22 protein-coding genes are annotated in these 22,169 nt (G+C 66.2%); 5 read left to right on the top strand and 17 right to left on the bottom strand.

Annotation, left to right across the window (positions count from 1 at the left end; genetic code table 11):
- From VHL31_RS23410 to trmFO, 3 genes are all read right to left on the bottom strand, one after another.
- Positions 1-235, bottom strand: a 235-nt coding sequence (locus tag VHL31_RS23410; protein WP_329663667.1) for an AAA family ATPase, incomplete at its 3' end; no start/stop codon positions are given.
- Positions 236-292: 57 nt separating this feature from the next.
- Complete coding sequence (minC, locus tag VHL31_RS23405) at positions 293-1,015, bottom strand: septum site-determining protein MinC (RefSeq protein ID WP_329663666.1); 723 nt, start codon at positions 1,013-1,015, stop codon at positions 293-295.
- A gap of 117 nt (positions 1,016-1,132) precedes the next feature.
- Positions 1,133-2,470, bottom strand: coding sequence for a methylenetetrahydrofolate--tRNA-(uracil(54)-C(5))-methyltransferase (FADH(2)-oxidizing) TrmFO (trmFO, locus tag VHL31_RS23400; protein ID WP_329663665.1), 1,338 nt, complete (start codon positions 2,468-2,470; stop codon positions 1,133-1,135).
- Positions 2,471-2,791: 321 nt separating this feature from the next.
- Between trmFO and VHL31_RS23395 the strand changes: the two genes are divergently transcribed.
- Positions 2,792-3,919 carry a serine hydrolase domain-containing protein gene (locus tag VHL31_RS23395; RefSeq protein WP_329663664.1) on the top strand — a complete coding sequence of 376 codons (1,128 nt, stop codon included), beginning with the start codon at positions 2,792-2,794 and terminating at the stop codon, positions 3,917-3,919.
- Positions 3,920-3,924: 5 nt separating this feature from the next.
- On the opposite strand, the gene VHL31_RS23390 is transcribed toward VHL31_RS23395, so the two are convergent.
- From VHL31_RS23390 to VHL31_RS23380, 3 genes are read right to left on the bottom strand one after another with little or no spacing between them, the layout of a single operon-like run.
- Entirely contained in the window at positions 3,925-4,155 is a 231-nt protein-coding gene (locus VHL31_RS23390) for a hypothetical protein (protein ID WP_329663663.1), read from the bottom strand.
- Between the two features lie 3 nt (positions 4,156-4,158).
- Positions 4,159-4,335 carry a hypothetical protein gene (locus VHL31_RS23385; RefSeq protein ID WP_329663662.1) on the bottom strand — a complete coding sequence of 59 codons (177 nt, stop codon included), beginning with the start codon at positions 4,333-4,335 and terminating at the stop codon, positions 4,159-4,161.
- Entirely contained in the window at positions 4,332-5,225 is an 894-nt protein-coding gene (locus VHL31_RS23380) for a LysR substrate-binding domain-containing protein (RefSeq protein ID WP_329663661.1), read from the bottom strand. The genes VHL31_RS23385 and VHL31_RS23380 overlap by 4 nt, the downstream gene beginning before the upstream one ends.
- A gap of 132 nt (positions 5,226-5,357) precedes the next feature.
- On the opposite strand from VHL31_RS23380, the gene VHL31_RS23375 reads away from it, so the two are divergent.
- Positions 5,358-6,107 carry a class I SAM-dependent methyltransferase gene (locus VHL31_RS23375; RefSeq protein ID WP_329663660.1) on the top strand — a complete coding sequence of 250 codons (750 nt, stop codon included), beginning with the start codon at positions 5,358-5,360 and terminating at the stop codon, positions 6,105-6,107.
- Here the strand turns inward: VHL31_RS23375 and VHL31_RS23370 are convergent.
- A complete protein-coding gene (locus VHL31_RS23370; RefSeq protein ID WP_329663659.1) occupies positions 6,104-6,436 on the bottom strand; it encodes an acylphosphatase in 333 nt (110 codons plus the stop codon). The two genes, VHL31_RS23375 and VHL31_RS23370, sit on opposite strands and share 4 nt — an antisense overlap.
- A gap of 289 nt (positions 6,437-6,725) precedes the next feature.
- Here VHL31_RS23370 and VHL31_RS23365 point away from each other — a divergent pair, with 289 nt between their 5' ends.
- Entirely contained in the window at positions 6,726-7,355 is a 630-nt protein-coding gene (locus VHL31_RS23365) for an RNA-binding protein (RefSeq protein WP_329663658.1), read from the top strand.
- Between the two features lie 683 nt (positions 7,356-8,038).
- Here VHL31_RS23365 and VHL31_RS23360 read toward each other — a convergent pair.
- The 7 genes from VHL31_RS23360 to VHL31_RS23330 form a co-directional block, all read right to left on the bottom strand.
- Entirely contained in the window at positions 8,039-8,197 is a 159-nt protein-coding gene (locus VHL31_RS23360; RefSeq protein ID WP_329663657.1) for a hypothetical protein, read from the bottom strand.
- Between the two features lie 1,117 nt (positions 8,198-9,314).
- Entirely contained in the window at positions 9,315-10,280 is a 966-nt protein-coding gene (locus VHL31_RS23355; RefSeq protein WP_329663656.1) for a dipeptide ABC transporter ATP-binding protein, read from the bottom strand.
- Positions 10,277-11,245: an ABC transporter ATP-binding protein gene (locus VHL31_RS23350; protein WP_329663655.1), complete on the bottom strand. Its 969-nt coding sequence runs from the start codon at positions 11,243-11,245 to the stop codon at positions 10,277-10,279. Before VHL31_RS23350 ends, VHL31_RS23355 begins: the two co-directional genes overlap by 4 nt.
- On the bottom strand, positions 11,242-12,132 hold the full coding sequence (locus VHL31_RS23345) for an ABC transporter permease subunit (protein WP_329663654.1): 891 nt from the start codon (positions 12,130-12,132) through the stop codon (positions 11,242-11,244). The genes VHL31_RS23350 and VHL31_RS23345 overlap by 4 nt, the downstream gene beginning before the upstream one ends.
- Positions 12,122-13,132: an ABC transporter permease subunit gene (locus VHL31_RS23340; RefSeq protein ID WP_329663653.1), complete on the bottom strand. Its 1,011-nt coding sequence runs from the start codon at positions 13,130-13,132 to the stop codon at positions 12,122-12,124. The genes VHL31_RS23345 and VHL31_RS23340 overlap by 11 nt, the downstream gene beginning before the upstream one ends.
- A gap of 68 nt (positions 13,133-13,200) precedes the next feature.
- A complete protein-coding gene (locus tag VHL31_RS23335) occupies positions 13,201-14,796 on the bottom strand; it encodes an ABC transporter substrate-binding protein (protein ID WP_329663652.1) in 1,596 nt (531 codons plus the stop codon).
- Positions 14,797-14,884: 88 nt separating this feature from the next.
- Complete coding sequence (locus VHL31_RS23330) at positions 14,885-16,951, bottom strand: S9 family peptidase (RefSeq protein ID WP_329663651.1); 2,067 nt, start codon at positions 16,949-16,951, stop codon at positions 14,885-14,887.
- Positions 16,952-17,074: 123 nt separating this feature from the next.
- Here VHL31_RS23330 and VHL31_RS23325 point away from each other — a divergent pair, with 123 nt between their 5' ends.
- Positions 17,075-18,859, top strand: a complete 1,785-nt coding sequence (locus tag VHL31_RS23325; RefSeq protein ID WP_329663650.1) for a hypothetical protein — start codon at positions 17,075-17,077, stop codon at positions 18,857-18,859.
- Here VHL31_RS23325 and VHL31_RS23320 read toward each other — a convergent pair.
- Complete coding sequence (locus VHL31_RS23320) at positions 18,856-19,089, bottom strand: hypothetical protein (protein WP_329663649.1); 234 nt, start codon at positions 19,087-19,089, stop codon at positions 18,856-18,858. The two genes, VHL31_RS23325 and VHL31_RS23320, sit on opposite strands and share 4 nt — an antisense overlap.
- A 113-nt stretch (positions 19,090-19,202) precedes the next feature.
- Entirely contained in the window at positions 19,203-19,529 is a 327-nt protein-coding gene (locus tag VHL31_RS23315; protein WP_329663648.1) for an NIPSNAP family protein, read from the bottom strand.
- 229 nt (positions 19,530-19,758) lie between these two features.
- Here VHL31_RS23315 and VHL31_RS23310 point away from each other — a divergent pair, with 229 nt between their 5' ends.
- A complete protein-coding gene (locus tag VHL31_RS23310; RefSeq protein WP_329663647.1) occupies positions 19,759-21,486 on the top strand; it encodes an ABC transporter ATP-binding protein in 1,728 nt (575 codons plus the stop codon).
- A 28-nt stretch (positions 21,487-21,514) separates the two neighbouring features.
- Here the strand turns inward: VHL31_RS23310 and VHL31_RS23305 are convergent, their stop codons facing one another.
- Positions 21,515-22,168, bottom strand: coding sequence for an SGNH/GDSL hydrolase family protein (locus VHL31_RS23305; protein ID WP_329663646.1), 654 nt, complete (start codon positions 22,166-22,168; stop codon positions 21,515-21,517).
- Position 22,169 lies beyond the last annotated feature (1 nt).

Below are 22,169 nucleotides of genomic sequence, written 5' to 3'. Positions count from 1 at the left end.
GCTTGTCCTTGATCAGCGCCTGGTTGAGGCGGACGCCGTCGTTGATGACGTTGATGAAATCGAAAACGACGCGGCGCTCGCAACCCATGATCAGGTCGAGATTGCGCAGGCCCACGTCGAAGTCGATTACGACCGTCTTCTTGCCGCGCATGGCGAGACCGGTCGCGATCGCGGCGGCGGAAGTGGTCTTACCGACCCCGCCCTTGCCGGAGGTAACGACGATGACCTTGGACAAGGTTGCCCTCCCTGGAGGCACAATCGAGAAGAACTCGGAAGACAGGCGGGCTGACGATCAGGGGAGAGGCGCCACCACCAGGCGCTCGCCGTCGCACATGACCTTCACACGCTTCTTCAGAAGACGTTCGTCGAACTGCTCGTTGACCATGTGGATGCCGGCGATCGACAGGAGCTCGGCTTCCAAGTGGTCACAGAAGATCATTGCCTGCTCGTCGCCGTCCACGCCGGCGAACGCCCGGCCGCGCAACGAGCCATAGACATGGATGTGGCCGCCCGCGATCAGCTCGGCGCCGTGGCCGACCGGTGCAACGACGATGATGTCGCCGTCGGGCGCATAGATCTGTTGCCCGCCGCGGACGGGCTCCCGCACGACCAGAGCAGGCGAGGGCGAGGCGCGGCCGGTGGGCGTGGGGGCCGCTTCCGGCGCAGCACTGGGTTCCTTCGCCCGCGCCGGCTCGACATGCCGGCCTTCCGGCAGGATTGCGAGGCCGGCGGTCACCGCCGCCTCGTTCCACTCCGTCGATCCGTTCTGCAGACCCACGGGAATGATCCGGTGCTCGCGCAGCTTGGCTACGAACGCAGCGATGTCGATCGGCGGCAGACCGGCGACGGGGGCAGCGTCGAGCACGATCGGCGCGTTCCGGAAGAAGTCCGGGCTGTGCGCGATCTTGTCGAGGAACTTGCCGAAGAACTCCGGATCGTGCGGCTCGACGAGGCGCAACGACAGGAGCGTCTGCAAGCTGCCGCGGATCTGGAACGGCTGGGTGCGCGACGACATCAGGCTATCGGTTCGAACATGCCGGAGATGGAAGGGATCACGGCCGGAACAATCCGCCCCAGCCCGCATGCACCGCACCGTAGCCGCTTTTCGACGCGACACAAGCGCCCCGCGTCCTCACCTTGCGGTTGGGTTCCAGCGATCCAATGCATCCAGGGCACGCTGTGCCATCGCCGCCTTGCGGCCGTCCTTGCGCACCTTGTCCTCCAGGGGCGGAAACAGCCCGAAATTCACGTTCATCGGCTGGTAGGTCTCGGCGATTGCGCCGCCTGTGACGTGGCCGAGCAGGGCGCCATGCGCCGTCACGGACGGCAACGGCTCCAGGGAGGCGCCACGCGCCTCGGCCGCCGCGAAGAAACCGGCCAGCCAGCCGATCGCGGCACTCTCGACATAGCCTTCGCAGCCGGTGATCTGGCCGGCGAAGCGGACATGGGGAACCGTCGTCAGCCGCAGCTGTGGGTCGAGGAGCTTGGGACCGTTGATGAAGGTGTTGCGGTGCAGTCCCCCCAGGCGCGCGAACTCCGCGCGCTCCAGGCCCGGGATGGTGCGGAATACCCTGGTCTGCTCGCCGTGGCGGAGCTTGGTCTGGAAGCCCACCATGTTGAACAGGGTGCCGAGCGCATTGTCCTGGCGCAGCTGGACGACGGCAGCCGGGCGCCTGCCGGTGCGCGGGTCGGTCAGGCCCACCGGCTTCATCGGCCCGAACGAAAGAGTCCGGCGACCGCGCTCGGCCATCACCTCGATCGGCAGGCAGCCTTCGAAATAGGGGGTCGAGGTCTCCCAGTCCCGGAAGTCGACCTTCTCCGCCGCGAGCAGGGCGTCGATGAAGGCGTCGTACTGCTCCTCGGAGAGCGGGCAGTTCACATAGTCGGCGCCGGTGCCGCCCGGTCCGGGCTTGTCGTAGCGGGACTGGAACCAGGCGACGTCGAAATCGATAGAATCCTTGTGCACGATCGGTGCGATCGCGTCGAAGAAGGCAAGCTGATCCTCGCCAGTGTGCTTGCGGATATCCTCGGCCAGTGCGTTGGAGGTGAGCGGACCGGTCGCGACGATCACCAGACCGGCCTCGGGTCCCGGCAGGCTGGTCACCTCGTCCCGCTGGATCCGGATCAAGGGTTCGGCCTCGATCCGCGCGGTGACCGCGGCCGCGAAACCCTCCCGGTCCACTGCCAGCGCGCCGCCCGCCGGCAGCTTGTGGCGGTCCGCCTCGCACATCACGAGCGACCCCAGGCGCCGCATCTCCTCGTGCAGCAGGCCCACCGCATTGCCCATCGGATCGTCCGAGCGGAACGAGTTCGAGCAGACCAGCTCGGCGAGCCGGTCCGTCTTGTGGGCCGCGGTCCCCTGTACCGGCCGCATCTCGTGCAGCAGGACAGGCACGCCGCGCCGTGCCAACTGGAAAGCCGCCTCGGACCCGGCGAGCCCGCCGCCGATGACTTGAACTGGCTGCACCATTCGACCTCACGAAATCCCGCCGCAGCGTTTAGCGTCTGCGCGCTGGCAGGGCAAACATCACGCCGGTGGCGGCAGGGACCGGAACGTGGTTGCTTGTTCGGCAGAATGTATGCTGTAAAATTGTCCTGGTCAGAAGACGTTGAAGTGTGGGCAGTTCTGGCGCAGGCGTAGGAAGCCCTGAAAGATCCGAGGCATCAAGATCAAGTCCTTGCGGAGAATTCAAGCCTCCGTCGACCAATCAGTTGCTGCGTTTGCTCGGTGCTTCCGATTTTTGCACCTCAAGAATACGAGCTGGATTGAGAAGATCAGCGGGGAGGAAAGATGAGGATAGCTCGTCGGGCCATCATGGCTTTCACTGGCGGCGCGTTTGCTTCCGCTATCACGTCTTCCGCGGAAGCGAGCCATGATCCGGCCCCACGCCTGGCTGACGCCGTGGCGCGCTACAAGGTGGAGCATGGGCTTCGATCGGTCCTGTTCGGTGTCTGGGTGGGCGAGCAGAAGCTCCTGCGTCGGGCGCTGGGCTTCTCGGGGAGCGGCGAGCCCGTCAGGCTCGGCATGCATTTTCGGGCCGCCGTCGTCACGACGACCTATGTGAACGCCTTGCTGCTCCATCTGGCGGACAGGAAGCGACTCGACCTCGACGACAAGCTGTCCCGCTGGTTCCCGAGGCTGCGGAGCGCTGACAAGGTGACCTTGCGCATGCTGAGCCTGAACACCTCGGGCTACCCGGACTACCTGGCGAGCCAGGCCTTTCTCTCCGGCAAGCGCAGTGTCCTCCTCCATCATTGGACAGCACAGGAACTGATCGATCTCGCCCTGTCGATGCCGATGCAGTTCGAGCCCGGCAAGAGCTTCGGCTATTCGCACACCAACGCGGTGATCCTGGGCGAGGCACTGCAGCGCGCCACCGGCACGCCCATCGCGACGCTGCTCCAGGAAGCTTTTCTTCGCCCGAACAGGCTGTACAACACCGAGTACCCATCGAGCATCGCGCTGCGGGCGCCGTTCCTGCACGCCTTCAGCCGCGAGTTCGGCCGCTTCGAGGATTCGACCATGTGGGACCCGGCCTGGGTCTCGCACAGCGGCCTGATGAACAGCAACCTGGGCGACGTCGCCCGCTGGATCCGGCTCCTGGGATCAGGGGCGGTGCTGTCAAGCAAGTCGCAAAAGCTGCTCACGGCGCCCGCCACCGTCGGTCTCGGAAAAAACGCGCCCGATCTCTACTACGCGATGGGTGTGATCGTCGCGAATGGCTGGATCATGCAGAACGGCCTGTATTTCGGCTGGAACCCCGTGATGGCTTACCGGCCGTCGAAGGACATCACGATCGTGGTCAACACCACCATCGGCGGGCAGTCCGACCCCGACAAGAGCCACGGCCTGCAGATCCTGAAGCAGTCCGTCGACATCCTGACTCCGGACCAGCGCATCCCCGAGCGGTACGCCTAGCCAGGTCAAGCCTTGGGCGGGTGCTGCACCTCCCAGTGGTCGGGCACCCGCTCCGCCTCGTCCATCCCCGGCCAGGGCGGCATGGTGACGATGACGATGTCCAGCGGGCTGCGCCCGGTGTTGCGGAACTGGAAATGGACCCCCAGCGGAAGGGTCACGGCAGTGCCTTCGCACAACTCGTCGACCCGTTCTTCGCCATCGAGCTTGCGCCAGATCTCGCCGACGCCGGCCAGCACGTATCAGACCTCCTCGACCGTGCGATGCCGGACCGCAAGCGTCGTGCCGCCGGCGGGCACCCGGCAGTGCACCATGCTTCCGCCCTTCAGCTGCGGGAGGAAGCGGATCTCCGAACCGTCCGGTGCGAGCGTGTCGGGCTCGGCGGCGATCATGCAGGTGGTCAGCAACGTTTGGCTCATCGGTTCACTCCCAGCGGTGCCATCTCGGTGGTGATTTCCTCATCCAGCCAGTCGCGGAAGACCGATAGCGGCCGGGCATTGGCGCGGCGCTGCGGCCAGACCAGCCAGTAAGCAGCCGGCAACGGCACGACCGGGCCGAACGGAATGACCAGATGGCCCTGGCGGATCTCGTCGGCGATCAGCCAGGGATCGATCACCATCGCACCCAGCCGCCCGATCGCCGCCTGCACCACCTGGGCCCGCGTCTCGAATACCGGGCCGTGGCTCGTGTCGATCCCATGGACACCCGCCTGCTCCAGCCATACCGCCCAGTCCCCGCGACGTGCCCGGCCATGCAGGAGCCGCAGCTTTGCCAGATCCGCAGGTGTCTGCAGCCCGGTTTCGGCGGCGAGCTGCGGACTGACGGCGGGGACGAGGCTGTCGTCATAGAGCTTCTTCACCTGCACGTTCGCCCAGTTGCCTTGACCGTGACGGATGGCGCAGTCGAAGCTCTCCCGCTCGAAATCTACGTTGCGGGTGGAGGTGGCGACGAGCAGTTCGATATCGGGGTGCCGGGCCTGGAAGCGGGCAAGGCGCGGGATGAGCCAGCTGCTGGCAAAGGTCGAGAGCGTGCTGATGCGAAGCTCGATCCGCCGCCGCCCGAAATCGGCCAGCGCCCGGTCGATCTGGGCGAACGCTGGCACGACCGCATCGGCAAGGCGCCGGCCGTCCTCCGTCGGGACCAGGCCACGCCCGACCCGCTCGAACAAGGGCGTACCCAGCCTGCCTTCCAGCTCGCGGAGCAGATGCGACAGGGCCGAGCCGGTCACGCCCAGCTCGGTGGCGGCCTGCACCACGCTGCCGTGGCGCACGATGGCGGCAAAGGCCTGGACCGCTTTCAGCGAGATCATGGCAGGGATGAAGGAATCATGAGGTCGTCTCAGCAGTCCCGGCGCATGATCGGATCTAGAAGAGTTCTGCACAAGATCGCAGCTGGCTGGACCGTGCGGCAGTTGCATCATGTTGCAGACAGGAAGGACACCATGACCAGCCAGACCTGGAATGCAGAAAACTACCGGCAGCATGCGGGCTTCGTGGCCGTCCTCGGCTCGCCGCTGCTCGATCTGCTGGGGCCCGTGGATGGTCAGGACATCCTCGATCTCGGCTGCGGCGACGGCGTGCTGACCGAGCAGATCCAGGCGCGGGGCGCACGGGTGGTCGGCGCGGACGGTTCACCCGAGATGGTGGCCGCCACGATGGCGAAGGGGATTCCTGCCGAGGTCGCGGACGGTCACGCCTTGCCTTTCGAGCGCCGGTTCGACGCCGTGTTCAGCAATGCGGCGCTGCACTGGATGACAAGGCCCGACGACGTGCTGCGCTCAGTGGCGCGCGCGCTTCGCCCGGGCGGCCGCTTCGTCGCGGAGATGGGCGGTGCTGGCAACGTGGCGGCGGAGATCGTGGCCTTGCACGTGGCGGCAGCAGAGTTCGGGCTGGATGCCCGGGCACTCCATCCCTGGTACTTTCCAAGCCCGGCGGAGCAGAAGGACAGGCTGGAAGCAGCCGGTTTCACCGTCCGTTCGATCGATCTGATCCCGCGGCCCACGCCGCTGCCGACCGGCATGCTGAACTGGCTTCGCACCTTCGCCGGGCCCTGGACCGAGCATCTTCCCGCCGATCGACGGGAGCCATTCCTCGAGCGGGTGGAAGGGATGCTGGCGCCAGCCCTCCGCGACGGCCGCGGCCACTGGACGGCCGACTATGTGAGGCTGCGGTTCGAAGCAGTTCTCGTCTAGGCGGTAGGAAGGCGCCGGAAATCCTCGGCATGCTCCGGTGCGACGCGCGAGGCACGTACATCCGTGACACGAGCATGGCTGGGGCCGCGCCAGCAGGCTTCGATGAGCTGGCGGATGGAACCGTCAAGGCCTTCGACATGGGCTTCTACCCTGCCGTCCCGAAGGTTGCGGACCCACCCGGTCAGCCCTGTCCTGAGGGCGGTCTTGACCAGCCATTCGCGATAGCCGACGCCTTGGACGATGCCACTGATCTCAAGCCGGCAGGCGGTCTTTTCGGCCTCGCTCGGGCCCGCTGCGGTGGCTGACAGACCTCGTGACGGGATCTCCATGGATACGCGAATCTCCGTGGCGCGTGGCGACGCTCTCGTGTATAAGAGCGATCGGAATGTGTCGCTACACGAGAAGACGCCCTGTTCGTGACAGTCGGTTCATCTTTGGCTCTGTCATCGTTCTGCAGCGGTAAGGCGATCGCGCCTCACTCCTCCAGGCTTGTTGAGCAGGTCGGAGCCGGGCCCGTTGTGCTTGAAGGGTCAGGCGATCTGCCTCCAATGATGCGCGCATCCCTTTCACGTTTGATTGTACTTCCCACCCGCACGCGCGGTTTTGCCGGACTCGCCGATGACTCGTAAGCTCTTCGTAGCCAACTTCCCTTATTCGACGACGCCTGAGGAACTAGAACAGCTCTTCGCTCCCCACGGTCCCGTCGTGGCGGTCAAGATCGCGACGGATCGGGAAACCGGTCGTAGCCGTGGTTTCGGCTTCATCGAGATGGAGACTGAAGAGGCTTGCGAGAACGCAATCCGTAAGATGGACGGCTTCCAGATGGCGGGGCGTGCCCTTGCGGTGCGTCAGGCCGAGGATCGTCGTCCGGCTGGTGGCCCCGGTGGTGACCGTGGTCCGCGTGGTGGCGGGTTCGGTGGGCCTGGCGGCGGTGACCGTGGCCCGCGTGGCGGCTTTGGCGGTGATCGCGGTGGCTTTGGTGGCGACCGTGGCGGCTTCGGCGGCCCGCGTGGCGGCGGCGGTGGCGGCTTCGGCGGTCCTCGCGGTGGCTTCGGCGCCGAGCGTGCTGGCGGTGGCTTCGGTGCCGACCGTCCGCCGGCTGGCGGTGGCTTTGGTGCCGACCGTCCGCCTGCTGGCGGCGGCTTCGACGACCGTGGCGGCTTCGGCGAGCGTCCCTCGCGTTCGCCCGGCTCGTCGCGCGGCCGTGGCCGTGGCGATCGCGGCGGCTTCGACGACAACTGGAACTGAGCTGGCGCTTTCCTGCGCACTCGATCCTGAAAAGGGAGGGCAAACGCCCTCCCTTTTTGTTTGTGGTGAACCGGCTCAGAGGCTCGTGGCCCTGAAGGAAACCGGCGGCTGCGATTGCTTCTCCGACGGCGCCCGGAGCGACGTCACGAGATAGCCAGAACCATCAGGTCGGACATGGCGAGAACGCCGGTAGACGATCTGGAATGAAGCTGGCTCCAGGACATCCCGATGTCATTCCGGCTTCTGGTGTTGCCCTCCCGTGCAGCGCGAAGGCGGACCGGGCGGACAACGTCTTCTCTCTTCCTCGGGCGCGCTGCGGCGCTGCTGGACGCTTGGCCGGGCAAGTCGCCGTCAACGCGTCTACGGCCATGCCGGGGGATCGGGTCAGCCGAGGTCAGGTGGCAAGTTCTGCTATTTGGCGGCGGGGCCGGGCCTTCCGACGAAGAAGGACAGATCCTGCCCCTGCCGGCTGAGCCCGACATGACCACTCGCGTGGTGCTGAACACAGGCAGCTTGGCTTGTTGATTGTCGGGAAGTCACATGGCGCCCTGACTATTCCACACTTGTGCAGTAACGGCCGGTGGTCGTGGAGGCTGAGGCGAAACCCGGAGTCTGGCTGTGCTGTTGTGATTCGATCCTGCTCATCAGGACGTGAGGCAGCCGATGGTACGCAAGGCGGTGGGTCAGGTGAGCCTGGCCGAGGCGCTGTTGCCGACAGCCTTTGGCAGCAACCAGTGCCTGGAGCGGATCAGGGTGGACTGGGCGCCGATCGAGACGCTCTTGCAGCCAATGCGTCGGGAATCGGCCGGACGATCTGCCAATCCGCCGCTGGTGCAGCTCATGGCCTTGCCGTTCCTGCTGGACGGCAAAGCCGCCTGTTCAATCGTGACCTGGAGGAGGCGGTGCCGGACGCTACCGCCTTGTCGCATTTCCGGATTGACCCTGCCAAGGCAGGTCTGGCTGAAGCCGTGCTCGACACGCGAACCGGCAACTCGAGCAGCGCGGCCTGGTGATCAATGCCGGCACGATGATGGATACCGCGCTGGTGGAGGCGGACGTGAAGCGGCCGCCCATGCGGGAAGGTGAGGTGTCGGGGCGCGATCCGATAGCTGGCTTCATCCGGTACTAAGCAGTGCAGATTCTTCGGCTACAAGGCGCACCTGGCGGTGGATCAAGGCACTGACCTGATTCGCAAAGCCATCCTTGCCGGTGCCGACATTGGAGGAAGCATCGCCGCTGATGTGAGGCGGTGAGACGCTCTGGCAGAGGCCGGGATCACCGACCGGATCATGCACCGACGGCATCAAGCCAAGCACTCGCCGTCGGCATAGGTGGATGAACGTCGCATCATGCCGCTACGTGGCCTGATCGAGAAGCTCTTCGGCACCATGAAGCGACGCCATTTGTACCGGCGCGTGCGCCACGGCGGCCTGATCCGTAACCGCTCTGCCAGCTCTGGCTGCTCTGCATGGCCATGGATCTGCAAAGCACCGACCAGTTCACCGCATGAACCGTCGTCAGATGGGTAGCATCGGCTGATCTGGCACCGCCGGACCATCCAAACAGGCAACGGCGTTGCTCCGGCGAAGAGGTGACAGGCCATATCCCTGGTCACCTTGCTCGGATGAGGCTTTCGCGCCAGTCTCGGCTGGGCCCTGGCCATGGAAGGACAGCCATCTACACGATGATCCCGTGCCACGGGCTGGAGAAGCGGCTGGGATGATGGACATACGGTCGAGCGCCACCTGATCAACCAGGACGTGCCCATGGCCGGTCCGATGGTGCTTCGTCAGGACTTGGCCAGAGCAGCGTTGTCGGACTGATTCGCCACCTTTCCGATTGAGCAGCCGTCGAGGCTTGCGGACATCCAAGCAAGCTCACGTCCTGGACGCTCCAGGACGTGCCCCGCATCTCGTCCGACGCGCATCTGCCTCAGCTTGCAGCCCAGCTCATGCCTCTTCAGGCACCGTCCCGGCCTTCCTCCACCGCATGGCATGCCACGAGCTGGCGGCCGGCCAGCGTGAGCTTGGGCACCTCGACCTTGCAGCGGCCATTGGCCAGCGGGCAGCGTGGGTGGAAAGTGCAGCCGCTCGGCGGGTTCAGCGGCGAGGGGAGTTCGCCCGTCACCTTGATCCGCTCGCGCTTGCGCCTTGGGTCGGCGATCGGCGTGGCCGCCAGAAGGGCGCGTGTGTAGGGATGGCGCGGCGTGGCGAAAACGTCCGTCTTCGGGCCCATCTCCACGGCACGGCCCAGATACATCACCATCACGTCCTGGGCGATGTGCCTGACCACCGACAGGTCGTGGCTGATGAACAGGTAGGCGAGCTTGAACTCGTCCTGCAGGTCCATCAACAGGTTCAGCACCTGGGCCTGGATCGAGAGGTCGAGCGCCGATACTGGCTCGTCCAGCACCATGATTTCCGGCTCGGGCATCAGGGCGCGCGCCACTGCGATGCGCTGGCGCTGCCCGCCGGAGAACATGTGCGGGTAGCGGGCCGCGTGTTCCGGGCGCAGGCCGACCTTGGCCATCATGGCCTGGACCCGTTCACGGCGCTCCGCCGAGGAATGCCCGCCAGCGATGATCAGCGGCTCGGCGAGCGTGTCCTCGATCTTGCGGCGCGGATTGAGCGACCCGTACGGGTTCTGGAACACGATCTGCACCTTTCGGCGCAACTCGGGCGTGACCTTCTCGACAGCCTGCCCGTCCAGCCGCAGCGTACCGGTGGTCGGCTGCTCGATCAGGGTGACCATCCGGCCGAGCGTGGACTTGCCGCAGCCGGATTCGCCGACCACCGCCAGCGTGCCGGCGCGCGGCACGCTGAAGCTGACGCCGTCGACCGCCTTCACGGTGGCAGAGCCGGCGAACAGGCCGCGCCTGACCGTGTAATGACGGGTGAGGTCCTTCGCCTCGATCACGGCACTCATCGGTCAGCCCCCAGCGGATAGTGGCAGAGGGCTTCGCCGAGGGCCGGGCCGGCGGGCACTGGCTCGACCCGGATGCAGCGTTCGTCGGCGCGCGGACAGCGTGGATGGAACAGGCAGCCGCTCGGCTTGTCGAACTGCCCCGGCACCACGCCGGGAATCGAGGCAAGCCTCGCACCTTCGGCCGATCGCTCGGGCAAGGCACCCAGGAGGGCAGCCGTGTAGGGATGGTGCGGATGGTCGAAGAGGCCGAACACGTCCTGCCGCTCGACCTGCCGCCCGGCATACTGGACGACCACGCGTTGCGCGGTTTCCGCCACCACGCCCATGGCGTGCGTGATCAGCACCAGCGCCATGTCGCGCCTTTGCTGGAGCTCGACCAGCAGATCGAGGATCTGCGCCTGGATAGTGACGTCCAGCGCGGTGGTCGGCTCATCGGCGATGAGCAGCCGCGGGTCGCAGGAGATCGCCATGGCGATCATCACCCGCTGGCTCATGCCGCCCGAGAGCTGGTGCGGAAAGGCAGACAGGCGCTGGGCCGGCGAGGGGATGCCGACCAGCGTCAGCAGTTCCACGGCACGGTCGCGCGCCTTGCGGCCTTTCAGCCCCACATGCTGCCGGATGGCCTCCTCGATCTGGAAGCCGACGGTAAAGCAGGGGTTCAAGGAGCTCATCGGCTCCTGGAAGATCATCGCCATGTCGGCGCCGGTCAGTGACCGGCGCTCGCTCGGGCTGATCTTCAGGAGGTCGCGGCCGTCGAAGGACAGGACGTCGGCGGACACCTCGGCCGTGGGTGGCAGGAGCCCCATCACGGCCAGCATGGAGACCGACTTGCCGGAGCCGCTCTCGCCGACGATGGCGACGATCTCGCCCTTGTCGACCGTAAGGTCCACGCCCTGCACGGCGGTGAACCAGCCGGATGCGGTGGCGAACCGCACCGTCAGATTGCGGATGTCGAGAAGACTCATGAACGCTTCAGTTTCGGATCAAGGACGTCGCGCAGGCCGTCGCCCATCAGGTTGACGGCGAGCACCGAGATCAGGATGGCAAGGCCGGGGAAGGTGACGACCCACCAGGCCCGCAGGATGAACTCGCGGGCATCAGCCAGCATCGTCCCCCATTCGGGCGTAGGCGGCTGCGCCCCCATGCCCAGAAAGCCCAGAGCTGCCATATCGAGTACCGCCGTCGAGAATCCAAGGGTCGCCTGCACAATCAGCGGCGGCGCGCAGTTCGGCAGCACGGTCACGAACATCATGCGCGACGTGGAGGCACCGGCCACGCGCGAGGCGGTGACATAGTCTTTCTGCAGTTCGCTCATGGCCGAGCCGCGCACGAGCCGCGCGTAGTGGGGCATGTAGACCAGGGCCACGGCGAACATCGCGTTGAACAGGCCAGGGCCCAGGATCGCGACGACCACCAGCGCCAGCAGCAGGGACGGGATCGCCAGCAGGACGTCCAGCACCCGCATGATCAACGTGTCGACGAAACCTCTGGCAAAGGCCGCCGCCAGCCCGAGCAGGATGCCGCCGGTCATCGAGACCAGGATGACGACCAGACCGACGAACAGGGACCAGCGCCCGCCATAGATGATGCGGGACAGGAGGTCGCGGCCGACGGCGTCCGTACCGAGCAGGTGGGACATCGACCCGCCGGCCTGCCAGGCCGGCGGCACCAGGTTCGCGGCACGGTCCTGCACGTCCGGCGCATAGGGTGCGATGACCGGCGCCAGTGCAGCGATCAGCACGAAGGACGCGAAGACGACCAGTCCGGCCAGTGCGCCCTTGTTCTGCTTGAAGTAGTGCCAGCCCTCGATGAACGGGTGCGGCGGCTTCGTGGCGGTCAGTTCAGCGGCCATGACGGATCCTCGGATCGATGAGGCCGTAGGTCAGGTCCACCAGCAGGTTGACGATCATGACCACGCTCGCGATCAGCAGCAGCCCGCCCTGCACGGCCGGGTAGTCGCGCCGGAAGATCGAATCGATCAGCCATTTCCCCACCCCTGGCCAGGAGAAGATCGTCTCGGTCAGGATGGCGCCCGCCAGCAGCACGCCTGTCTGCAGGCCGATCGTGGTGACCACCGGGATCAGCGCGTTGCGGAAGGCGTGCAGGCCGATCACCCGCCGCATGGGCAGGCCCTTGGCACGTGCGGTGCGGACATAGTCCTCGCCCAGCACCTCGAGCATGGCCGAACGGGTCTGCCGCGCGATCACCGCCAGCGGAATGGTACCCAGCACGATCGTCGGCAGGATCAGGTGGGAGACCGCCGAGCGGAATGCGCCTGCCTGGTCGGAGAGAAGGGAATCGATCAGCATGAAACCGGTCACCGGTTCGAAGAAGTACAACAGATCGATCCGGCCGCTGACTGGTGTCCATTGCAGGATGCCGGAGAACAGGATGATCAGCAGCAGGCCCCACCAGAAGATCGGCATGGAGTAGCCGGTAAGCGTCACCGCCATGACGCCGTGATCCAGTGACGTCCCGCGCCGGGTGGCCGCCAGCACGCCCGCGGGAAGCCCCAACGCCACGGCGAAGATCATGGCACAGATGGAGAGTTCCAGGGTGGCGGGGAAGAGGGTCAGGAACTCGTCCAGGATGGGTGCCTTGGTGACGATCGACCGCCCGAGGTCCCCCTGGAGGATGTTGCCCAGGAAGGTGACATACTGTTCCCACCATGGCCGGTCGAAACCGAACCGCTCCATGAGCTCGGCATGGCGCTCCGGCGTGGTGCCGCGCTCGCCCGCCATGAGTTCGACTGGATCACCGGGCAGAAGGCGGATGAAGATGAAGGCGACGAACGCCACCCCCAGAAAGGTCGGAACCAGCACCGCGAGGCGCGAAAGAACGAATCGGATCAAGGTCGTCTCAATACAAAAGCAGAGAGGGCGGGTTCCCCCGCCCTCGTCGACATGCGCGTCGGCCGGGCCTATTCGGCCAGGTCGACCTCATAGAACTGGTGGCCGCCGAACGGATCGATCTTGAAGCCCTGCACGCTCTTCAGCATCGGCTTGAAGACCACCGAATGGGCGACGGTCGCCCAGGGAGCCTGTTCCTTGAACACGACCTGGGCCTGCTCGTAGAGTCTGGTCCGCTCGGCGACGTCGGTGGTACGCTTGGCAGCGACCACGAGATCATCGAACGGCTTGTAGCACCAGCGCGCACGGTTGGCGCTGCCGACCGCATCGCAGCCGAGCAGAGTGTGGAGGAAGTTGTCCGGGTCGCCGTTGTCGCCGGTCCAGCCCATCAGCAGCGTCTGGTGCTCGCCTGCCGCGGTACGCTTCAGGTACTCGCCCCATTCGAAGCTGACGATGTTCGCCTTGACCCCAATCTTTGCCCAGTCGGACTGGATCAGCTCCGCCATCCGACGCGCGTTCGGGTTGTAGGGACGCTGCACGGGCATGGCCCAAAGGTCTGTCTCGAAGCCATCCTGCATGCCCGCCTCGGCCAGGAGCTTCTTCGCCCCCTCGACGTCGTAGGGCGTGTCCTTCACGGCCTCGTTGTACGACCAGATCGTGGGCGGGATCGGGTTGGTGGCCGCCGTGCCCGCACCCTGGTAGACCGCGTCGATGATCGCAGCCTTGTCGATCGCCATGGTGAGCGCCAGGCGCACCTTCGCGTCGTCGAATGGCTTCTTCTCGGTGTTGTAGCCGAGATAGCCGATGTTCAGGCCCTCCTGGGACATCAAGTTGATGTCCGCATCCTGCCGCATCGCCTCCAGGTCGGCAGGATTGGGGTAGGTCATCAGGTGGCATTCGCCGGCCTTGAGCTTCTGATAGCGCACCGACGCGTCGGGCGTGATCGCAAAGATCAGGTCGTCGATCTTGGCCTTGCCCTTCCAGTAGTCCGGGTTCGCCTTGTAGCGGATCACCGCGTCCTTCTGATAGGCGGCCAGCTGAAAAGGCCCGGTGCCGACAGGGTCGTTGTCGAGCTTCTCGGGGGTGCCGGCCTTCATCATCTGGTCGGCATACTCGGCCGACAGGATGGAGGCGAAGTCCATGCCGAGGTTCGCCAGGAACGGCGCTTCCGGCTCGTTCAGGGTGAACTTCACCGTGTAGTCGTCGACCTTCTCGATCTTGGAGATCAGGTCGGGCAGGCCCATCGAGTCGAAGTACTCGTAGCTGGCACCGCCGATCGCGTGGAACGGATGGTCCTTGTTCCACTGACGCTCGAAGGTGAACACGACATCGTCGGCATTCAATTCACGGGTCGGCGTGAAGTCGTCCGTCGTGTGCCACTTCACGCCCTTGCGCAGGCGGAAAGTGTATTCCTTGCCGTCCGGCGAGATCTCCCAGGATTCCGCCAGGCCGGGCTGCAGGGTCGTTTCACCATAGGTGAACTCGACGAGGCGGTTGAAGATCGTCTCTGACGTAGCATCGAATGTCGTGCCGGCCGTGTAGAATTGTGGATTGAAACCTTCCGGACTGCCCTCCGAGCAGAACACGAAGGTCTTCGCCTGGGCGGCCCCGCCCATCGCTGCCAGCCCCATCAGGGCTGCGCTGGCCAACAGGATCTTTCGCATCATTGTCTCGCCTGCACGAGTGTCAGGCGTTGTCCGGACCGACCGGGCAACGCTCACCTGCAACGGAGGAAGGCATTGCCATCGTTGCGAGTCAATCCAAGCTGTCGAGTTGTTGCAACACAAAGGCGGCGACCAGGGCCCGCTCGTCGAGCACGTCGTAGCGGCCGGACTTGCCGAAATGACCGGCTCCCATGTTGGTCTTGAACAGGAGCGGCGCGTCGTTCGTGCGGGTGGCACGGATCCGCGCCACCCACTTGGCCGGCTCCCAGTAACCCACCCGCGGGTCGGTCAGGCCGGCGGTGACGAACATGGGCGGCCAGGCCTGCGGCCGGACATTGTCGTAGGGGCTGTAGGACAGGATGGTGCGGAATGCCTCCTCGTCGGTCAGTGGATCGCCCCATTCCGGCCACTCGATCGGCGTGAGCGGCAGGCTCGGGTCGGACATGGTATTCAGCACGTCCACGAACGGCACGTCGGCGACGACGCAGGCGAAGAGATCAGGGCGCATGGTCACGACGGCGCCAGCCAGCAGGCCGCCGGCGGAGCCGCCCTGCAAGGCGATGTTGCCCTTGGCCGTCCAGCCATCGGCGATCAGCCCCTCGATGGCGGCGACCGTGTCGGTGAAACTGTTGGTCTTGCTTGTCAGCTTGCCCGCCAGGTACCAGGGCCGCCCAAGATCGTCCCCGCCCCGCACATGGGCGGTCGCAACAGCCACGCCCCGTTCCAGATAGGTCAGGCGCTGCAGCCCGAACGACGGGGGCATGCCCATGCCGTAGGCGCCATAGGCTGTGAGCAGGATGCGGCCGCTGCCGTCCTTGGGAAAGTCGATGGGATACACGATGCTGACGGGAACGCCGGTACCGTCGGCCGCCCTCGTCGTGATCCTGGTGGTCCGCCAGCGGCTCGGATCATAGCCCGAGGGGATCGGCTGGACCTTGCGCACCTCCAGACGATCGTCGGCGAGATGGTGGTCGTAGACGGTCGGTGGCGTCACCATCGAGGAGAACGTCACCCGCAGCCGGTCGGTCCGGAACATCCGGTTCTCGCCCAGATGCGGCGTGCCGACCGCTTCGGGAAAGCGGACGACCCGCTCCGTCCCGTCGTCGAACGCCAGCACCAGCCGGTCCAGCCCATCGACACGCTCGCTGCGGACGGTGAACCCGTCGAAACAGTCGGCATCCAGGAGATAGACGTCGTCCGAACCCGCCTGGACCTCCTGCCAGCTGGCAGGCTCGGGCGCATCGAGCGGCGCGCGGCAGAGCCGGAAATTCACATGCGTGTCGTCCGTGCGGATCCACAAGATGCCGTGCGCCTCGTCCACCTCGTACCAGCGCCCGTCCTTGCGCGGATCGATCAGGCGAAGGTCGCCTTCCAGCGTCGGCGCCAGCAGGCGCACTTCGCTGGTGACGTGCGTAGCGGCCGTGATCGTGACCAGGGCGCGCGAGCGTGTCCGGCCAATCGATACGAAATAGGCCGGATCCGCTTCTTCGTACACGACCGGATCGGCCGTGGCGCCGGCGAGATGGTGGCGCCGTACCCTGAACGGGCGCAGGGAGGGATCCAGCTCGACATACAGGAACGACCGCCCGTCGCTCGCCCACACGACGCCGCCGGAGGTGTTGGTGGCGAGGTTGCGCCTGGTCTCGCCGCTCGCCGTATCCAGCAGATGGATCGCGTGCCGCTCCGACCCGTCCTCGTCGGTCGCATAGGCGACCATACGGTGGTCGGGGGCCGGCATCGGGCCACCCGTCCTGAAGAAGTCGAGCCCCGCGGCCAGCGACGGCTCGTCGAGCAGGACGACAGGCTCGGCCGCATCGTCGGCACGGCGGTACCAGGTGCGGTACTGCGCACCGTTTCTGAATGCCCAATGATACCAGTAGTTGTCGTGGCGAACCGGCACCGAGGCGTCGTCCGGCGCCATCCTTCCCTTCATCTCGGCCTTGATCGACGCGACCGCCGGCCTCAGATCCCGGGTCATGCGGTCGACATAGGCGTTCTCGGCCTCCAGATAGGCCAGGATCTCCTTGTCGGTGACTGCCGGGAAGTCAGGGTCGCGCAACCACGCGTAGGGATCCTGCCAGCGCACCCCGAATCGTTCATGCACCACGTCCACGGTGCGCGCGACGGGAGGGCGGGAAGACGGTTCAGGTGCGTTCATGATGTCCCCTTGGCTCTCGGCCGGAAGTTCAACCCTGCTGAACAAACATCGACCATCCGCTATGCATCGCCTCGGCCGATGCCTACCCGGCTGCGCTGCTGCCGTCGAACTGGGACGCGAACCATGACCTCACCAGGGCTGTCTGTCTGCCGCGTGGCGCTTTTGAGTGTCGTGCTGGGACTGACGAGCGCTTGCGGCACGACCTGGACGCCGGAGAGCGGCAAGACCGCCACCGCCTTCAACGTGCCGCCCGCAGCGAGCCGCGCCTTCGAGCGGGCTCGCAGGGCAGAGAAATCCGGCGACCGGTACGGCGCTACCATGAACTATGACGAGGCCGCGCAAAGCGGCCACCCGATGGTGCTGCTGTTCGAGGCTCGCTACTACCTGCGCGGCCCCGACAACCGCGATCCGGTCAAGGCAAAGGCGGCTCTCGAGCGGGCGGTACTGGTGCCGTCGGAATGGCAGGCGGATTCGGCGTACCTGCTGGGCAAGATGCTGGTGCGCGGCGACGGCGTGCCGGTGGAGATGGAGCGGGGACAGCAGCTGCTGCAGATGGCTGCCGACGGTGGTGCTGCCGGTGCTGCGGCGGAGTTAGCCCGCACGCTCGAACGGAACGGCAGCACTGATACGGCCAGGATCGACGCACTGTGGGCGGAAGCGGCGGAAGTCGGTGACGAGCAGGCGATGGTGCGGGTCGCCGAACGGGAACTGGCGAAAGGCAAGACCCGCGAGCAGATCCCTGAGGCCTCCAGCCGGGCCATGGCGTCGCTGCAGGCGCGCGCCGCGGACGGGGACGTGAACGCAATGCGCAGCCTGGCGCGGATCTACCGCGATGGCAGTCTGGCGCCGGCGGACGAGGAACAGGCTCTGTATTGGCTGGAGCAGGCCGCCGAGGCCGGGGACACGCAATCGGCCACGCGTCTGGCCGCCGTCACCCGAGGTACCGGACGCGACGCCGAGCGCCTGCGTTGGTTGACCACCGCAGCCGAAGCGGGTGATCCGCGTGCCGCTGGCGGCCTGGCCGCAGCCTACCTGAACGGTGAGGGCGTGACGGCTGACCCTCAGAAGGCGCAGGCCTGGGCCGCCAGGGCGATCGAGGGTGGCGACACGGCGGCCATGGCCGTGTTCGGCCGTGCCTATGTCGAAGGGCGCGGCGTCCCAAAAGACGTGCCGCGCGGGCTGCAGATGCTGGAGGAGGCGGCAGCCAAGGGCGATCCACGCGGTGCGGCCAACCTGGCACGGCTTTATCTACGTGCCGAAGACGTGCCGGCCGATCCGGAAAAGGCGGCCGCCTATGCCGAGGCGGCTCTCGCTGCCGCTGACGACGTGTCGGTGAAGACAGCCTATGGTCGCGCCCTGCTGGAGGGAGAGACGGTGCCCGCGGACGCGGCACGCGGCATCGAACTGCTGACCGAGGCTGCCGCTGCCGGCGACCCGCTCGCCAGCACGCAGCTGGGTATCGCCTACCTTGACGGCAATGGCGTCTCCAAGGATGTCGGCGCGGCGGTTCCCCTGCTCCAGGCAGGAGCCGATGCAGGCAATGCCAGTGCCATGAACCGGCTGGCGCAGGTCCTGATGAGCGGCGATTCGACCTATGGCCACATGCCGTCGGGCATCGCGATGCTGGAAGCGGCGGCGGAGGCGCGACATCCATCTGCCCAGGCCGATCTCGGGCGCAGACTGCTGACGGGCAACGGCGTCACCGCCGATCCGGAGGCCGGGGTGGAGATGCTGATGGAGGCTGCCGATGCCGGGCATCCCAGCGCGATGATCACGCTGGGCCGAGCCTATCTGGAAGGGACCGGCGTGCCGCAGGACCTGACCTTGGCGCGGGAATGGCTGACCCGGGCAAAGGCGGCCGGGCGGGACGATGCCGACCGTCTGCTCGCCCGGCTGCCCGCAAGCTAGCCGGCAAAGCCCGACGGGGGATCCATGCTGCGGCGGGCGGCCATCCGCCCGGACGACCACTCGAGGGCTGTCGAGAAGCTCTGCTCGGTCCAGCGCGTCGGCAGCCCATCCACGTGTGCATGGTGCAGAAGATCCCGCTTCGCCAGCGGGAGTTCGCGCGGCCGCGTGTCCAGCAGCCTCTTCATCCAACGCCACATGCCGCCAATCCCCAGTTCGCGGCTGCGCGTCACCTAAGCGACGCTCGAGACCCTCGTGCATGGCAAGTCACAGGATCGTCAATGAGCAACACTGTCGCGTGAGGTCCCAGCTGGCTGCAGTTGCACCGAAAGGTCGGCGAGTGTCGCTACCTGACAGCGGAAAAGGCAGTCGGGATCAGGATCTGGTTCGCGACCCGCTCCAGGATCGGACCGTCCCGCTCGCTCTCCGCGCGCTTGGCCAGCCACTCCGGATCGGCAATGAACGCGTTCCACTTCGCTTCGCGCTCGGCCAGCGACTCCCAGGCGAGCAGGTAGTAGAGGGCCTGGTTGGTCTCGCCGATCCCGACCGTCCAGAACCCGGCCTGGCGGATTCCGTGCCGCTCCCAGAGCTGCAGCGTCACATTCTCGAAGCGCTGCAACAGGGCCGGCAGACGGCCGGGGACACAATGATAGACGCGCAACTCGTGGATCATCCGATCGGCTCCTGATCAGGATCGTGGCCCGGTCGCCAGCGGTGGCACGTGCCCAGTGCCGGATCAAGCGGGCATGGCGTCCGGCGAGACCGGCGGCATCCCCTTGAGGCGCTGGCACCGGACTGGCCTCGCCGATCGCTGTTGACGTGTCATGGCTGCAGGTCTAGCCGGGCAGGCCCTACCTGCGGCTCCGTCTGCCCGCCATCCAGCGCAAAAGAACTCTTCCGGCATGCTCCGCCGCTTCTTTGCCTATTACCGGCCCTACCGGACCCTGTTCATCCTCGACTTCTCGTGCGCCGTCCTGTCAGGCCTGCTCGAGCTGAGTTTCCCGATGGCCGTGCGTTCCTTCATCGACGACCTGCTGCCCGGGCAGGACTGGAATCTCATCATCCTGGCCTCGGTCGCTCTCCTGGCCGTCTACCTGGTCAACACGGTGCTGATGGTGATCGTGAACTACTGGGGACACATGCTCGGGATCAACATCGAGACCGACATGCGCCGGAAGAGCTTCGACCATCTGCAGAAGCTCTCGTTCCGCTTCTTCGACAACCAGAAGACAGGTCATCTGATCGCGCGGCTGACCAAGGACCTGGAGGAGATCGGCGAGGTCGCTCACCACGGCCCGGAAGACCTGTTCATCGCGATCATGACCTTTGTCGGCGCGTTCATCCTGATGTTCTTGGTGCATCCGCCGCTGGCCCTGATCGTCGTGGTGATCGTCCCGATCACGGCCTGGATCACCAGCCGCTACGGGGGTCGGATGACCAGGACCTGGCGTGCCCTGTTCGGCCGGGTCGGCGAGTTCAACGCGCGGATCGAGGAGAACGTGGGCGGCATCCGGGTCGTGCAGGCCTTTGCCAACGAGGACCACGAGCGCCGGCTCTTCGCGGAGAACAACGACAAGTACCGGCAGACGAAGCTCGAGGCCTACCGGGCAATGGCTGCCAGCATGTCGCTCAGCTACCTCAGCATGCGGCTGACCCAGCTCGTCGTGATGCTGGCCGGCACCTATTTCGTCGTCCACGACGAGTTGAGCAATGGCGGCTTTGTGGGGTTCCTGCTCCTGGTCGGCGTGTTCTTCCGACCGGTCGAGAAGATCAACGCGGTCCTCGAGACCTACCCCAAGGGCATCGCGGGGTTCCGGCGCTACACCGAGTTCCTGGACACCGAACCCGATGTCGTGGACGCGCCGGATGCGATCGACGTGCGGCGACTGCATGGTGACATCCGGATGGAGCAGGTCGCGTTCGGCTACGACCCGGCGCGCCCGGTACTGCGGGATGTCGACCTCTCGATCGAGGCGGGCGAGACGGTAGCGTTCGTCGGCCCGTCCGGTGCGGGCAAGACCACGATCTGCTCGCTGCTGCCGCGCTTCTACGAGATCGACAGCGGCCGGATCACGATTGACGGCATCGACATCCGCAAGATGACGCTGCCGTCGCTGCGCAGCCAGATCGGCATCGTGCAGCAGGACGTGTTCCTGTTCGCCGGCACGATCCGCGAGAACATCGCCTATGGTCGGCTGGACGCGACCGAGCCGGAGATCCGCGAGGCCGCCAAGCGCGCACGCCTGGAAGAGCTGATCGACCAGCTACCGGCCGGGCTGGACACGGTGATCGGCGAACGGGGGGTGAAGCTGTCGGGCGGGCAGAAGCAGCGGCTCTCGATCGCCAGGATGTTCCTCAAGAATCCGCCGATTTTGATCCTGGACGAGGCGACCTCGGCCCTCGACACCGAGACCGAGTCCCTGATCCAGCAATCGCTGTCCGAGCTGGCGGAGGGACGGACGACGCTCGTCATCGCCCACCGGCTGGCCACGATCCGCAACGCCGACCGGATCGTGGTGGTGACGGAACTGGGGGTCGCCGAGCAGGGGCACCACGACCAGCTGGTCGACGCGGGCGGCGTTTATGCCCGGCTGCATCGAGCCCAGTACGGTGCCATGCAGCCGGGCTGACCTCCGCCGCCCGAGGATCCTGAGGCGGCTAGTTGAAGATCGCCTTCACCTTGTCCGCGACGGCCATGCCGATCTTGCGTTGGGCAGCTTCCGTGAAGTGGATTCCGTCCACGCCGTCGGTCGCGGTCACCTTGCTCAGGTCGAGGAACTCTGCGCCGGCCGCCTTCGCGATGGGCTCGAAGGTGGCGCCGAGCTGTTGGGACTTCTCCACGCCGCCCTCGAACATCTCCTGGAACACCTCGGGCGACAGCTTGCCGAGCGGCGGCGGCGCCAGCAGCAGGACCTGCGGGTTCGGGTACTCGGTGCCGACACCGCCCTCCGTGCTCTGCACGATGTCGATCAGCTCGCCGGCGCCGAGCGCGATGCCGAACGGGGAGCGGTCGTACATCGCCTTCAGGTCGTTGGTGCCCAGCATGATGATGACCAGGTCGAGCGGCAGATGGCTGGCAAGGGCGGCCGGCAGGTACTCGGCACCGTCCAGGCCGGCGCCACCAACATTCAGGACCGTCGGGTCGTCCATGTCGGTCGTCCGGCCGCTCAAGGCTTCGTCGACAACCTCGAAGCCATTGCCCAGCTCAGCTCGGAGGATGCCGGGCCAGCGCTTGTCCTCGCTGTAGCGGGTGCTGGGAAAGCCGTCCTCGACGGGGATCCAGCCCCAGCTGTTGGAATCGCCATAGACCATG

This window comes from Geminicoccus sp. (genome assembly GCF_036263595.1).
Lineage (GTDB): Bacteria > Pseudomonadota > Alphaproteobacteria > Geminicoccales > Geminicoccaceae > Geminicoccus.
Note: the sequence above shows the minus strand (reverse complement) of the source record. Positions and strands in the feature narration are given on the sequence as shown.